This is a genomic window from Flavobacterium anseongense, assembly GCF_021608185.1.
GTDB classification, from domain to species: Bacteria; Bacteroidota; Bacteroidia; order Flavobacteriales; family Flavobacteriaceae; genus Flavobacterium; species Flavobacterium anseongense.
The window spans coordinates 91549-105437 of the sequence record NZ_JAKIHN010000005.1; the positions used below are offsets into that span (position 1 = coordinate 91549).

The 13889-nt window shown below is 34.8% G+C and carries 14 protein-coding genes; 8 read left to right on the top strand and 6 right to left on the bottom strand.

Annotated features, from left to right (window positions below; all coding sequences use genetic code 11):
* Positions 1-10 precede the first annotated feature (10 nt).
* Genes L1S35_RS08515 through hemA form a run of 3 tightly spaced genes read right to left on the bottom strand, consistent with a single transcriptional unit; the run spans position 11 to position 2876 of the window.
* Entirely contained in the window at positions 11-679 is a 669-nt protein-coding gene (locus L1S35_RS08515; RefSeq protein WP_236399330.1) for a uroporphyrinogen-III synthase, read from the bottom strand.
* Complete coding sequence (gene hemC / locus L1S35_RS08520) at positions 679-1605, bottom strand: hydroxymethylbilane synthase (protein WP_236399334.1); 927 nt, start codon at positions 1603-1605, stop codon at positions 679-681. Before hemC ends, L1S35_RS08515 begins: the two co-directional genes overlap by 1 nt.
* A gap of 11 nt (positions 1606-1616) precedes the next feature.
* Positions 1617-2876: a glutamyl-tRNA reductase gene (gene hemA, locus L1S35_RS08525; protein WP_236399335.1), complete on the bottom strand. Its 1260-nt coding sequence runs from the start codon at positions 2874-2876 to the stop codon at positions 1617-1619.
* A 229-nt stretch (positions 2877-3105) separates the two neighbouring features.
* Here hemA and L1S35_RS08530 point away from each other — a divergent pair, with 229 nt between their 5' ends.
* The 6 genes from L1S35_RS08530 (at position 3106) to L1S35_RS08555 (ending at position 9629) form a co-directional block, all read left to right on the top strand.
* Positions 3106-3978, top strand: coding sequence for an AraC family transcriptional regulator (locus tag L1S35_RS08530; protein WP_236399338.1), 873 nt, complete (start codon positions 3106-3108; stop codon positions 3976-3978).
* A gap of 54 nt (positions 3979-4032) precedes the next feature.
* Positions 4033-5046, top strand: coding sequence for a ferrochelatase (gene hemH / locus L1S35_RS08535; protein ID WP_236399341.1), 1014 nt, complete (start codon positions 4033-4035; stop codon positions 5044-5046).
* A 6-nt stretch (positions 5047-5052) separates the two neighbouring features.
* Positions 5053-5595, top strand: coding sequence for a CopD family protein (locus L1S35_RS08540; protein WP_236399344.1), 543 nt, complete (start codon positions 5053-5055; stop codon positions 5593-5595).
* A 129-nt stretch (positions 5596-5724) separates the two neighbouring features.
* The gene (locus L1S35_RS08545; RefSeq protein ID WP_236399825.1) at positions 5725-7137 is read left to right on the top strand and encodes a sensor histidine kinase; all 1413 of its coding nucleotides are present in this window, start codon (positions 5725-5727) and stop codon (positions 7135-7137) included.
* Positions 7138-7149: 12 nt separating this feature from the next.
* The gene (locus tag L1S35_RS08550; protein ID WP_236399346.1) at positions 7150-7932 is read left to right on the top strand and encodes an enoyl-CoA hydratase/isomerase family protein; all 783 of its coding nucleotides are present in this window, start codon (positions 7150-7152) and stop codon (positions 7930-7932) included.
* Positions 7933-7937: 5 nt separating this feature from the next.
* Positions 7938-9629, top strand: coding sequence for a hypothetical protein (locus tag L1S35_RS08555; RefSeq protein WP_236399349.1), 1692 nt, complete (start codon positions 7938-7940; stop codon positions 9627-9629).
* Positions 9630-9663: 34 nt separating this feature from the next.
* On the opposite strand, the gene L1S35_RS08560 is transcribed toward L1S35_RS08555, so the two are convergent.
* From L1S35_RS08560 to L1S35_RS08570, 3 genes are all read right to left on the bottom strand, one after another.
* Positions 9664-10308 (bottom strand): HD domain-containing protein, encoded by a 645-nt coding sequence (locus L1S35_RS08560; protein ID WP_236399352.1) that lies wholly within the window; start codon positions 10306-10308, stop codon positions 9664-9666.
* A 74-nt stretch (positions 10309-10382) separates the two neighbouring features.
* Entirely contained in the window at positions 10383-11372 is a 990-nt protein-coding gene (locus tag L1S35_RS08565; protein WP_236399355.1) for an acyl-ACP desaturase, read from the bottom strand.
* 3 nt (positions 11373-11375) lie between these two features.
* Positions 11376-12110, bottom strand: coding sequence for a lysophospholipid acyltransferase family protein (locus L1S35_RS08570; protein WP_236399360.1), 735 nt, complete (start codon positions 12108-12110; stop codon positions 11376-11378).
* A 235-nt stretch (positions 12111-12345) separates the two neighbouring features.
* On the opposite strand from L1S35_RS08570, the gene recA reads away from it, so the two are divergent.
* Both recA and L1S35_RS08580 read left to right on the top strand, forming a co-directional pair.
* Positions 12346-13350, top strand: coding sequence for a recombinase RecA (gene recA / locus L1S35_RS08575; protein WP_236399363.1), 1005 nt, complete (start codon positions 12346-12348; stop codon positions 13348-13350).
* 104 nt (positions 13351-13454) lie between these two features.
* Positions 13455-13868 carry a hypothetical protein gene (locus tag L1S35_RS08580; RefSeq protein WP_236399366.1) on the top strand — a complete coding sequence of 138 codons (414 nt, stop codon included), beginning with the start codon at positions 13455-13457 and terminating at the stop codon, positions 13866-13868.
* The last annotated feature ends 21 nt before the right edge of the window (positions 13869-13889 follow it).

A 13889-nucleotide genomic window follows, 5' to 3' on the forward strand; every position in this document is an offset into this window, starting at 1 on the left:
CAGCATTTATTTAGTTTTTATAATTTTCTATACATTTCATTATCACGCTTTCGATTGTTGGCTGATTGGCTATAATTCGGTTTGGCGTTACATATTTTAATGCTTCGGCTGTTGAGTTGCCAATGCAGAAGCAATTTTCATCTTCAATTTTATTTTCCAGCAAATAACTTTTAACTCCGGATGGACTGAAAAACAATATTGCATCTGGTTCGAAAGCAATTTTGTGCGTAGTCAAAACCGTTTCGTAGACCTCAACTTCATCTAACTTGATTTCAACCAATCGCAATGCATCGGGCAAAAAGTCTCTGCGGATATTTCCGCAAAAAAAGGTGAAACTGTTTTTCGAATATTGGTTACATATAAGTGACGCTAATTCGGCAGCATAATCAGCATCGGCGACAACTTCAAAACCATTTTCTTCTAATAAAGCTTTCGTTTTTTCACCAACACAAAAACACTTTCTGCTTTTTATTTCAGCTAACTTTTTATTTGTAAGAACGCTTTCGACTGCATTTTGACTTGTAAAAATCAGATAGTCGTTTATTGTTTCAATTTTAAAATCCTTGTTTTGAATGCTGATAAAATCCGCTTCAAAAACTGAAAAATCCGCACTCAACAGTTGTTGCTTTTGTCTTTCTGAAAGCTTCTTTGTTGATACTATGCGAATTTGATTTTGCATTACTTTTTCAATTCGTTTTTGATTTTTTTCATCAATTCAGCTCCTCCATTTTTTAAAATTTCCTGAGCTGCATTGAATCCTAATTTCTTCCATTCCGAAATATCGACAGCTTTGACGATTTCAAGTTTTTGTTTTCCATCGATGGATAACAAAACTCCTTTGAAATCTATCGTGTCGTCATGTTCATTATATTTTGCTAAAGCTCCGATTGGTGCTGTACAACCGCCTTCGAGTGTTCGCAAAAATTGCCTTTCGATATACGTGCAAATTTCTGTTTCGATATCGTTGAGTTGCGAAACTGCGTCAATAGTAAATACATCATTTTCCATTGCAACTATAACCATTGCACCTTGTGCAGGCGCCGGAACCATCCAATCCAAATTGATAAAATTATCCGATTTTAGATTAATCCGTTCCAAACCTGCTGCGGCAAAAACGGCTCCACTCCAATCATTATCATGTAACTTTTGCATTCTTGTATTCACGTTTCCGCGTAAATCTACAACAGTGTGATTTGGATATTTATTCCACCATTGTGCCTGACGACGTAAACTTCCGGTGGCGATTGTCGCTTCGGAATTAAGGAAATCAAGATTGCCTTTGTGAACCAGAATATCCAATACATTGGCGCGTTCTAAAACTGCTGCCTGCACGATTCCTTTTGGTAAAGTGGTTGGCACATCTTTCATCGAATGCACCGCAATATCTACTTGCCCATTTATCATCGCAATGTCTAAGGTTTTGGTAAAAATTCCGGTTATTCCGAGTTCGTAAAGCGGTTTATCCAAAATGATATCGCCATCTGATTTAACGGCAACAATTTCGGTTTTATATCCTAAATCTTCGAGTTGTTTTTGAACCGTATTGGCTTGCCAAAGTGCTAATTGGCTGTCGCGGGTTCCTATGCGAATGGTTTTTTCGGCCACTTTGATGCTTTTTAAAAGAATGATTTCTCTTGTTCTAATTGAAATACTTTTTCAATCCATTCGATTCCTTCGTCCATTGAATCTCCATCTTTTAGATGATTCACAAAATGATTCGTGATTTTTTGAATGATTCTGTTGCTGATTAGTTCGGCTTGTTCTTCGTCAAAATTGGAATTTTTTTTACGCTGAACATTTAACTCGCTTTCTTTAATAGCATTCAGTTTTTCTTTTAACGCTTGTATGGTCGGTGCAAACTTTCTGTTTTTTGTCCATTCCATAAACTCTGCTTTTACTTCTTCAATAATTGCTTCAGCAGCCGGAATGTGTAGTTTTCTGTTTTCTAAAGTTTCATCCGTAATTTGAGAAAGATGATCGAGATGAATTAAAGTAACGCCTTCAACAGTTGTTACATTTTCATTTACATTTTTCGGAATCGACAAATCTAAAATCAACAATGGTTTTTTTAGATTCAAAATCGCTTTGTCAATCGTTGGATTTTGAGCTCCGGTTGCTACTACTACAACGTCTGCTTTTTGCAATTCCAGTTGTAAATCGGCGTAATCTTTTACGATTACATCGAGTTTTTGAGCGAGTTTCTCCGCTTTATCTTTTGTTCTGTTGATTAAAGTTATGTGATCGTGTTTGGTATGTTTTACTAAATTTTCGCAAGTATTTCTACCAATTTTTCCTGTTCCGAAAAGCAGTATGTTTTTATTGGCAATGTCTTCTACGTTTCTGATAATATATTGAACAGAGGCAAAAGAAACCGATGTGGCGCCTGAAGAAATTTCTGTTTCAGTTTTAATTTTTTTGCTGGCTTGAATAACAGAATTCACAAGTCTTTCCATGAAGGAATTTGCTAATCCGTTAGATTTACTTTGAATAAAAGCAGTTTTTAATTGACTGATAATCTCAAAATCACCAAGGATTTGACTATCTAAACCAGTTCCAACTCGGAACATATGACTAACAGCGTCCTGATTTTTGTAGATATAAGCAACTTCCTGAAACTCTTCTACTGTTCCCAGACTGTTTTCACAAAGCAACTTGATTAATTCATATGGATGATTGGCAAAGCCATATATTTCGGTTCTATTGCAAGTTGAAGTAACGATTAGCGATTCAATTCCTTCAGCTTCGGCCTGCATTAACAAGGTCGATTTAGCATTGGTATCCAAACTAAATTTGCCTCTTACCTCAGCATCCGCTTTTTTGTAACTCAATCCTATGGCGTAAAAAGAAGTGTGCTTCGTCATATTAAAATTTTCCATGTATATACTTTCCTTAAAAAGTTCAACAAAACTATTATTATCTAATTTATAAAAGTAACGCTTAAAGGACTTTTTATGTCGCTATGAGATATTTTGTTTCCCAAATATCTTTTTAGCGTTATTTATTATAAATTTGCAGTGAAATCAAGTGTTCATAATTTCTTTATGTAGATTGATTCTAAATAATAATTTCACCTGACTTCAAAAACATATACGAAAAAATATCGCTATGGGTTCTCAAGAGATAATAACAATTGAAAATGATTTCACCTTAATTCGTTTTCAAAGCGATGAAAATGAAAGTTTTCATGTGAAAAAGCACATCAATCAAGGGTTGATACAGTTTCACTTTGGAATTAAAGGCAAAGCAAAATTTGTGTTTAATGAAGGGAATTATGCTCTAGATTTAAGAGAAGAAAAGTCACTGCTATTTTATAATCCGCAGAAAGAATTGCCCTTAAATTTAGAATTAGCGCCAAATTCCTGGGTGATTTCGGTGATAATTTCGATACAGAAATTTCATGGCTTGTTCTCTAAAGACGCTAATCATATTCCGTTTTTAAGCGAGGAAAACAAAGACCGTAAATATTACAAAGAGAACGATATAAGTCCGTCAATGGCAATTGTTCTTAGCCAACTATTTCATTACAATTTAAATCCACAAATAAAAAACCTGTATTACAAAGGAAAAGGATATGAATTATTGAGCTTGTATTTCAATCGTTCAGAAGATCCAGATGCAGAACAATGTCCGTTTCTGATTGATGAAGAAAATGTATTAAAAATAAGAAAAGCCAAAGAAATCATAATTACCAATATGTCGGAACCACCAGGTTTAGAAGAGCTATCAGACCAAGTTGGCTTAAGTTTGAAAAAACTAAAAATGGGTTTTAAGCAAATTTACGGCGATACGGTTTATGGTTATTTATTTGATTACAAAATGGATTATGCCCGACAATTATTGGATTCGGGTTCGTATAATGTAAACGAAGTTGGTCTAAAAATTGGCTACAGCACCGGAAGTCATTTTATTGCAGCTTTCAAGAAAAAGTTTGCCACAACACCAAAGAAATATTTGATGTCCTTAAATCAAAATACTTAATCAAATAGATTTCGTATATCAAACAATTATTAAAATAAAACATAAAATTGCCAAATGAAAGGAGTATTATTAGTCAATTTGGGTTCGCCCGAAAGTCCAACGCCAAAGGATGTAAAACCTTATTTAGATGAATTTTTAATGGATAAATACGTGATTGACGTTCCGTATTTGTTGCGCGCATTATTAGTTAGAGGAATTATTCTGCAAACGCGTCCTAAAAATTCAGCTCACGCTTATAGCCAAATATGGACGCCTGAAGGTTCACCGCTGATAGTGTTTTCAAAAAAAATGCACCAAAAAGTTGAAAAACTGGTTGATGTTCCTGTGGCTTTAGCCATGCGATACGGCACGATGACCATTCAAAAAGGCTTACAGGAACTAAAAGATAAAGGCGTTACCGAAGTAATGTTGCTGGCTTTATATCCACAGTACGCAATGGCTTCAACAACTACCATTTGGGCTTTGGCCGATGAATTACAAAAAAAGCATTTTCCGGAAATGACAATCACCAAAGTTCCGGCTTTTTATAACAAACCCGATTTTATTCAGGCTTTGTCCAATTCTATCAAAAAGCATTTGAGCAACTTTGAATACGACCATTTATTGTTTTCTTATCACGGAATTCCAAAAAGACATATTCGTAAAACTGATGTGACCAAATCGCATTGTACGATTGACGGCAAATGTTGTATTACCGATTCTCCGGCGCACGAATTTTGTTATCGCCATCAATGTTATGAAACCACAAGACAAGTTGTGGAATTATTAGGAATCCCGGAAGGCAAATACAGCCAGACATTCCAATCACGCTTAGCCGGTGACAAGTGGTTAACGCCATATACCGATGTTGAAATCAATAAAATGCCTGAAAAAGGAATTAAGAAATTGGCCGTTGTCACTCCGGCTTTTGTTGCTGATTGTTTGGAAACTTTGGAAGAAATAGCGATGCGTGCCAATGAAGATTTTAAAGCTAATGGTGGTGAAGAGTTTTTTGCCGTACCGTGTATGAATGATGAAGACGAATGGTGTGGCGTGGTTGCTAATTGGGTAAAAGACTGGTCGAAATAGCGTAAAATGGAACTATACAACTACATAAAATCATTGCACCTAATCTTTGTCATTACTTGGTTTGCAGGTTTGTTTTATATCGTTCGCTTGTTTGTATATCAAATTGAAGCCAATGACAAGCCTTCGCCTGAGAAAGAAATTTTGCAAAAACAATACAAAATAATGGCGTATCGCCTGTGGTATATCATCACTTGGCCAAGCGCTTTTTTAGCTGTATTTTTTGCACTTTGGTTATTATTGATAATGCCGGTTTGGATGCAAATGCCTTGGATGCAGGTCAAATTAGGATTTGTAGTTTTACTAGTTGCTTACCAAATAAAGTGTCATTTAATCTATAAAGAATTACAAAATGATATTTTCAAACATTCATCTAACTTCATGCGGTTGTGGAATGAAGGGGCAACTATTATCTTGTTTGCCGTTGTTTTTTTAGTAATTTTAAAAAATGCTTTCAACTGGATTTATGGCGTCATCGGAATCGTTTTATTTTCGGTTTTGATAATGCTTGGATTTAAGTTTTATAAACGTATTCGCGAAAGAAATAGTTGACAGTCTAAGTCTCAATTTACAGAGAAAAATCTGAACACTGCGACTGAACACTGCGACTGAACACTGAACACTATGCTTAACGGCTTCAAAATGTCAATGCTTTCACTTCGAATTAGGATTTTCCTATCGATGATTATATTGATATTGATTGCATCACTTTTGATGGCTTCTATTTCTATTATTCAGTTTAAAAACGAAGCCAAAGATTATCATCAAAAACGTTTAGATCAGAAAGAGTTTGCCATAAAAGAACACATCAATTATGTGCTTGCCAATACCACTTATCCGCTGACAGAGAAAAATCTACCGCTGATTTTTAAAGATAAAATTCACGAATTAGCAGATATTCATAACCTCGAAATCAATATTTATGGCTTAAACGGGAAATTGCTAAAATCTTCTAAAGCCTCCTTTTCTGTTGATAAAGTAGCGCCACCTATTCCGAATTATGTTTTAAAACTTGTTCAGTCATCGGTAGAGAAAAGGTATGTAGATATTAAAACAGTTAATGGATTAAAAAACCGCTCTTCGTATAGTCAAATCAAGGATGATAAATTCAAACCGCTCGGCATTTTGAATATCCCATATGTTGAAGATGATGGTTATTATGAAACAGAATTACAGCAATTTTTACTGCGCTTGAGTCAGGTATATTCTTTTATGTTGATTATTGCTTTTGCTTTGGCCTATTTCCTGGCGAGTTACATTACCAAATCGTTGAAGACTATTTCAGATAAAATCTATGAAACAAGCCTGAATCAAAAAAACGAGAAAATCGTTATTGAAGCCAATAGCAGAGAAATCAATTCGTTGATAAACGCTTACAATCAAATGGTGGATAAACTTGAAGATAGTGCTTCAATGCTTGCCCAAAGTGAACGTGAACAGGCTTGGCGAGAAATGGCAAAACAAGTCGCACACGAAATCAAAAATCCCTTGACGCCGATGCGTTTGACTGTGCAGAGTTTCCAACGAAAATTTGATGCCAATGATCCGGAACTCAAACAAAAACTCAACGATTATTCCAAGACATTAATCCAACAAATTGATACGATGAGTGCCGTAGCTTCAGCGTTTTCAAATTTTGCTTCAATGCCTGCTCAACAAAATGAAACGCTGAATGTGGTTCAGGTGGTGGAATTAGCTTTGGATATTTTCAACGAAGATTTTATCGTTTTTAAAAGCAATAAAGAATATGTAATCTCGAAACTAGACCGAACCCAATTGATTCGGATTATCACTAATTTGGTTAAAAATGCGATTCAATCCATTCCGGATGAACAGGAAGAAAAGAAAGTTTTGGTTTCGGTTAATGAAGTAGAAAACGACGTTATCATAACTGTCGAAGACAACGGAATCGGAATCGAATCGGACAATATTGAACATGTCTTTGAACCAAAATTCACCACCAAAACAAGCGGAATGGGATTAGGATTGGGAATTATAAAAAACATTATAGAAAATTACAAAGGAACTATTACATTTGAAACTGAACTCGGTAAAGGAACAACCTTTTTTGTTTCGCTGCCTATTGTCAAATAAAATATCATAATCATGAACTTCGAGAATATACTTGTTGCTGTAGCAAACGGCATTGGACAAATCACTATCAATCGCCCTTCAAAATTAAATGCGCTCAATGTGGCGACAATTCAGGAATTGCACGATGCTTTGGAATCGCTTGAAACCAATGATGATGTTCTGGTGATTATCATTACAGGCGAAGGTGAAAAAGCATTTGTTGCCGGTGCTGATATTTCAGAATTTGCAAATTTCACAATAGAAGAAGGTGCTCAATTAGCAGCACAAGGGCAAGAATTGCTTTTTGATTTTGTAGAGAATTTAAAAAAACCAACCATTGCTGCCGTTAATGGTTTTGCACTTGGTGGCGGATTAGAATTAGCGATGGCATGTCATTTCAGAATTGCTTCCGATAATGCCAAGATGGGTTTACCCGAAGTTTCTCTTGGTGTAATTCCGGGTTATGGCGGAACGCAGCGTTTGCCCCAATTAATCGGAAAAGGCCGCGCTATGGAAATGATTATGACAGCCGGAATGATTTCTGCCGAAGATGCTTTTCGTGCCGGTTTAGTCAACCATGTTGTGCCACAGGCTGAACTTTTAGATTTTACAAAAGGCATCGCAACCCGAATTATGAGAAATTCTCCTTTCGCCATTGGCAGAGCCATAAAATGTGTTAATGCCAACTTCAAAGACGGCACAAACGGTTATGAAACCGAAATCAGAAACTTTGGAAAATGTTTTGGTACCGAAGACTTTAAAGAAGGAACAACTGCCTTTTTAGAAAAAAGGAAAGCTGAATTTAAAGGAAAATAACCTTAATGAAAAAGTACATTTTTTTTCTGTTCCTTTATGGTCTGAGCTCTTTTGCTTATTCCCAAAACATCCCTTTTTCCATCAAAAAAAGTGATTTGTTTCAGGACGACTATAAGGAAACTTCAATAATCTTAGCCGAAAAAATTGATAACAATGGCTTTCTTCTGGTTCGCTCCTATAAAAGAGGCGGTATTTCACCGGGAGAAGGTTTTTATATTGAAAAATACAACACTGATTTAAAACTGGTAAAAGAGTTTGAATACGATATGAAACATCCAAATTATCAAAAGTATAATTTGGTTTTAAGCGTTTTCACTTTAGAGAAAATGGTTCATATTATAGAAATATATTATGATTTAAATTTGAAATCGTTCGTCTGTCTCGACAATAAAATTTTAGATGAAAATACGGTTGAAAAAACAACACTTTTCACAATTTCAAGAGAGGAAATGAAAACTGTCGGGACATTCAATCTTCAAAAAAAGTTTTACGCCAGAGTTGATGAAATGTGGACAAACGATAATTCAGGAACAATTAATGCCGAAGACAGCAACATCAAAAGAGGAACTTTTTTAGATGTTTTTCTTAAAAGAGATTCGGCTAAAGACGGTGGTGATGCTTCCGACATAACGGTTGTGGTAAATGAAACCAAAAATGCATTTGCCATTGCCATGGATTTAAATCAAAAGACTTCCGATGGTTTAAAGATTTATGTCTTTAACAACAAGCTTGAAAAGATAATTGACAACACTTTCACTAAAGAAATTAAAGACCGAAATTATATTTTTCAGAACATTCAGGTTTCGAATGATGGCAATGCTGTTTACTTACTCGCCAAATCGTATGATACTGATTTGCGGAATAAAAAAGAAGGCGGAAAATACTTTTTTGAACTCACCAAGATTGATGCTAAAAATCAATTTACTCAAAAAATTGACCCAAATGAAAACTTTATTGGTTCATTGAAAACCTTTTTTCATAATGATGAATTGTTTTGCATCGGATTTTATTCTGAGTTGACAGATTATCGTTATAAAGGAATTTGCTGTTTTAAATTTGATGCTAATTCATTAGAACCAAAAAAATCAAAATACAACCTATTTACCGAACAGTTTTTCTTTGATAAATATGGCAAGAATACCGAAAAAGCCGTAAAGTTTTTGACTTTCAGAAAAGTGTTTTTTAATACCAATAATGAGATCATTCTGAATGCTGAAGAATACGACAAAACGGAACGAGCCGGAGCCGGAGCCGGAATTAACGGTGCTGCTGGCCCGATAAGCTCCTCAACACATTATAGTTTTGATGACATTGTTATTGCCAAATTAAATTATGATGGTGATATGATGTGGGCGAGAAACATTAACAAAAGACAATCTACAACTGATGATGACACTTCCTATCTTTCCTATACTTCAACGGTCAGAAATGATAAAACATACTTTTTTATCAATACCAAAGACAAAATCAAAAAGCTAAAAAACGACCGAATTGAATTTGGGCAAATCAGAAAAAACAAATCCAACCTTAACGTCATTGAAGTTAATGCTATTGGTGATTTTGACTATCAGGAAATACTTGATGACGAACAAAACGAAGTGCCTTTCATGGTTTCAAAAGGAGCCTTAATTGAAAACAGTGTTTATTTCCTAGGAAGAAAAGGAAAAGACAAACAACTTTTAAAAGTTACTTTGTAAAATTCAACTGCAGACTGTGACTACAAACTGAACATTATTTTTTGCCTTCCCATTCGGCATAAAACTGCGAAAGGAAATTTTCCATATATTGGTGACGTGCTTCGGCTATTTTTTTGCCTGTAGACGTATTCATTTTGTCTTTTAACAATAAGAGTTTTTCGTAGAAGTGATTCAATGTAGGCGATTCGGAAGTTTTATATTCTTCCTTGCTCATATTGAATTTCGGAGTAATCTCTGGATTGTATAACGCTCTGTTTTTAAAGCCACCGTAATTAAAACATCTGGCAATTCCTATAGCGCCAATAGCATCCAATCTATCGGCGTCTTGGACAATTTCTAGTTCTTTGGAGTTGAATTTCTTTTCAAAATTTCCACCTTTAAACGAAATGTTTTCAATAATGTTGATGACATGAGCGATTGTTTCTTCAGAAACATTTTCATTTTCTAAAAAAGCGCGGGCAGTTCTTGGACCAACGGTTTCATCGCCATCGTGAAATTTACTGTCAGCAATATCGTGAAGTAGCGCGCCAAGTTTTACAACAGTTATATCACAATCTTCGTCTTTGGCAATTAAAAGTGAGTTTTTGTAAACGCGTTCAATGTGAAACCAATCGTGTCCGCCTTCGGCATTTTCCAGTTTTTCTTTTACAAATGTTATGGCATTATCTATCAATCTCATTTTTATATTTATAAAAAAATCCAAATTCTAATACGTTTTGGAATTTGGATTTTTAGTTATTGGAATTTTTAAAATTATCTAATCATGGCAGGTTCAACCCATTTAAAAATTGTAGATTCAGCCGGAATCACTAGTCTTTCAGAAACTTTTGCCATTCGAGACGGTAATTTCATTAGATAATCTCTGGCTTTTTCAGCTTCGTCAGTCAAACCGGAAAGTTTATCTATTTCCCATCTATTGATCAACTTTTGCATAATATCAACATAATCAGCTGCAGTGTAAACACCAATTCGTTGCGCAGAATCTGAAAAATTTAAAAACGCTTCACCTATTTTTTCGCCTGATTCTCTTAAGAATTGAGCCGGCATTACAATTTTTTGCTTCATCATAAAGTTAAATGCCAAAAGCATTTCACTTGGATCAACTTTAAAAATTTGAGATACAAATTCGCTGTAAGCATGATGATGACGCATTTCATCACCTGCAATCATTTTACAGATTTTTGCCAATTTTTTATCGCCGTATTGCTTTGCAATCTGCGAAACTCTATTGTGTGAAACGTAAGTTGCTAATTCCTGAAAGCTGGTATAAACAAAGTTTTTATATGGATCACGACCTGTTCCGATATCAAATCCGTCGGTGATTAAATGTTGGGTTGTAATTTCAATTTCGCGCATGTTCACACGACCAGACAAATAAAGATATTTATTAAGTAAATCACCGTGACGGTTTTCTTCACCTGTCCATTGACGAACCCATTTGCTCCACGGATTGTTTTCTACCTGACCAACTCCGTCAACATCCATCAACCAGGATTCGTAGGTTGGTAAAGCTTCTTCGGTTATCATATCGCCAACAAGAGTTACCCAAAAATCGTAAGGTAAGTCTTTGGCTATTTCACGCAATTCTTTTACATCTTCAAAGAAATTTTCATCTTCAGAATTAGGTAAAAAATCTGATGGCTGCCAAATTGTTTCAATAGGAATAAGATACTCATTCATGTAACCTTCAATCTTATTTTCCAGAAACTGCATTACTTCCAGACGAATATTATGTGTTGACATTGTTTAGTTTTTAATAGATTGGATTACTGCTTTTTCTGTTTTCTCCATCAGTTCTTCAAAAGGAAAGTCTTTTACAGCAATCGCTTCGTGAATTATAAATTGCAAATGGTTTCCTAAACCCATTGGAAAGGCACCAAATTTAACCATTTTCCACGAATTATTTATAGTTATTGGCACAACATATGCAGAAGGTGCGTATTTACATAAGATTTTTAGGCCACTTTGAGCAAATTCTTTCGGTTTTCCATTTTTGCTTCTGGTTCCTTCCGGAAATATAACGGCAGAGCGTTTGTGTTTTTCGATATACTCCGACATTTCTTTTATTAGTGGAATGGCTTGTTTTGGGTCTTTTCTATCGATAAGAATAGAACCACCATGGCGAAGATTATAGGAAACACTTGGAATACCCTTCCCTAATTCTTTTTTACTGACAAACTTGGCGTGAAAACGTCTCAAATACCAAATGATTCCTACAATATCATAAAGACTTTGATGATTGGAAACAAAGATTATCGGGACACCTTTTGGAATTGTATCCCTGTTTTCAAAAGTATAACGTGTTCCTAAAATGTTGGTGCATTTGGTCAGGAAAAAATTCAAATAATCAACACTTTTTTTGTGTGCCTGGTAGCCAAAAACATTGAAGCAAATCCATTGAATGGGATGAAAAATTACCAAACACAATCCAAAACAAAGATAGTATACGACTGAAATTGGATATGAAATAAGTTTTTCCATGATTTAAAAAATAGAGGACAAAAATACAAAAAATCAAGGGGATGAAATATAAAAAGAAACTAAAAACTCTTTTTAAACTTTTAAAAATATACACTTTTAATATACCTGTTTAAAATCAAATCCCTATATCTTTATTGCTAATCAAAGGGTCAAAATATTTTGTTCAAAACTCCTCTGATTTGTATCTTATGACATCAAAAAAAGCATTATTTTTATGCCACAAAATTTAGAAAAAATGAGTTCAGAAAAAGAAGCCAAATTAAAAGCATTACAATTAACGCTAGATAAATTAGACAAAGCTTACGGAAAAGGAACCGTAATGAAAATGGGCGACAAAGCGGTCGAAGAAGTAGAAACTATTCCATCCGGTTCGCTTGGTTTAGATTTAGCTTTGGGCGTAAATGGTTACCCAAAAGGAAGAGTTATTGAGATATACGGTCCGGAATCTTCAGGAAAAACAACCTTGACATTGCATGCCATAGCCGAAGCACAAAAAGCAGGTGGAATTGCCGCCTTTATTGATGCTGAACATGCTTTCGACAGAAATTATGCAGAAAAATTAGGTGTCGATATTGAGAATTTAATCATCTCACAGCCCGACAATGGAGAACAGGCTTTGGAAATTGCAGAGAACTTAATTCGTTCCGGTGCAATAGACATTGTTGTAATCGACTCGGTTGCCGCTTTGACTCCGAAAAGTGAAATAGAAGGCGAAATGGGGGATTCTAAAATGGGATTACATGCACGTTTGATGTCTCAGGCTCTGAGAAAGTTAACAGGTACTATAAGCAAAACAAATTGTACTGTGTTTTTCATCAATCAGTTGAGAGAGAAAATTGGTGTTATGTTTGGAAATCCTGAAACTACTACAGGTGGAAACGCTTTGAAATTCTATGCTTCCGTTCGTTTAGACATTCGTCGTTCATCACAAATAAAAGATGGTGAAAACGTAATTGGAAACAGAACCAAAGTAAAAGTGGTAAAAAATAAAGTTGCACCACCTTTCAAAACGGCAGAATTTGATATCATGTATGGTGAAGGTGTTTCGAAAACAGGAGAAATTCTGGATTTGGCTGTTGAGTTTGAAATCATCAAAAAAGCAGGTTCTTGGTTTAGCTATGGCGATACAAAACTAGGACAAGGAAGAGATGCTGTGAAAGTCCTGATAAAAGACAATCCTGAATTGGCAGATGAACTGGAACAAAAAATTAAAGATTATATTAAAGAAAGTGATTCATAATAAACTATATCATCCCGTTAAAATTTAACGGGATGCTTTTTTTTAGTACCTTAACGCAACCCTTTATATAAAAAAGTATCCTAACAACAAAATCGATTATAATTATGAAGAATGTAATTTCGCTTTTAGTGCTGTTTTTTATATTAAATTCTTGTTCTCCTGGTGACGATACACAATATTCTTATAGATTAATACCAATAGAAAGTGTTGAGATTCCTACCGAATTTACTTTAGGAGAAACCTATCCGATAACTGTTCATTATACTTTACCGACAAGTTGCTATCACTTTAGTTCATTGTATTATGATAAAAATTTAAACATAAGAACTATAGCTGTTGAAACTCTTGTAGAGACAAGAAACAATTGTCAGGAGTTGAGTGCTGTGGATGGTGCTCGTACTGAAACATTTAATTTCTATGTAACAAGTAATGGCACTTATATTTTTAAATTTTATCAAGGAAAAGATGATCAGGGAAATGATATTTTTCTAGAATATGAAGTGCCTGTGACGCATTAAATAACAAGCAATTTTTGAAAA

Bases quoted from the DNA above. Each gene is read 5' to 3' on its own strand.
- L1S35_RS08515 (WP_236399330.1), bottom strand. From the start codon at position 679: ATGCAAAATCAAATTCGCATAGTATCAACAAAGAAGCTTTCAGAAAGA.
- hemA (WP_236399335.1), bottom strand. From the start codon at position 2,876: ATGGAAAATTTTAATATGACGAAGCACACTTCTTTTTACGCCATAGGA.
- L1S35_RS08530 (WP_236399338.1), top strand. From the start codon at position 3,106: ATGGGTTCTCAAGAGATAATAACAATTGAAAATGATTTCACCTTAATT.
- hemH (WP_236399341.1), top strand. From the start codon at position 4,033: ATGAAAGGAGTATTATTAGTCAATTTGGGTTCGCCCGAAAGTCCAACG.
- L1S35_RS08540 (WP_236399344.1), top strand. From the start codon at position 5,053: ATGGAACTATACAACTACATAAAATCATTGCACCTAATCTTTGTCATT.
- L1S35_RS08545 (WP_236399825.1), top strand. From the start codon at position 5,725: ATGATTATATTGATATTGATTGCATCACTTTTGATGGCTTCTATTTCT.
- L1S35_RS08550 (WP_236399346.1), top strand. From the start codon at position 7,150: ATGAACTTCGAGAATATACTTGTTGCTGTAGCAAACGGCATTGGACAA.
- L1S35_RS08555 (WP_236399349.1), top strand. From the start codon at position 7,938: ATGAAAAAGTACATTTTTTTTCTGTTCCTTTATGGTCTGAGCTCTTTT.
- L1S35_RS08560 (WP_236399352.1), bottom strand. From the start codon at position 10,308: ATGAGATTGATAGATAATGCCATAACATTTGTAAAAGAAAAACTGGAA.
- L1S35_RS08565 (WP_236399355.1), bottom strand. From the start codon at position 11,372: ATGTCAACACATAATATTCGTCTGGAAGTAATGCAGTTTCTGGAAAAT.
- L1S35_RS08570 (WP_236399360.1), bottom strand. From the start codon at position 12,110: ATGGAAAAACTTATTTCATATCCAATTTCAGTCGTATACTATCTTTGT.
- recA (WP_236399363.1), top strand. From the start codon at position 12,346: ATGAGTTCAGAAAAAGAAGCCAAATTAAAAGCATTACAATTAACGCTA.
- L1S35_RS08580 (WP_236399366.1), top strand. From the start codon at position 13,455: ATGAAGAATGTAATTTCGCTTTTAGTGCTGTTTTTTATATTAAATTCT.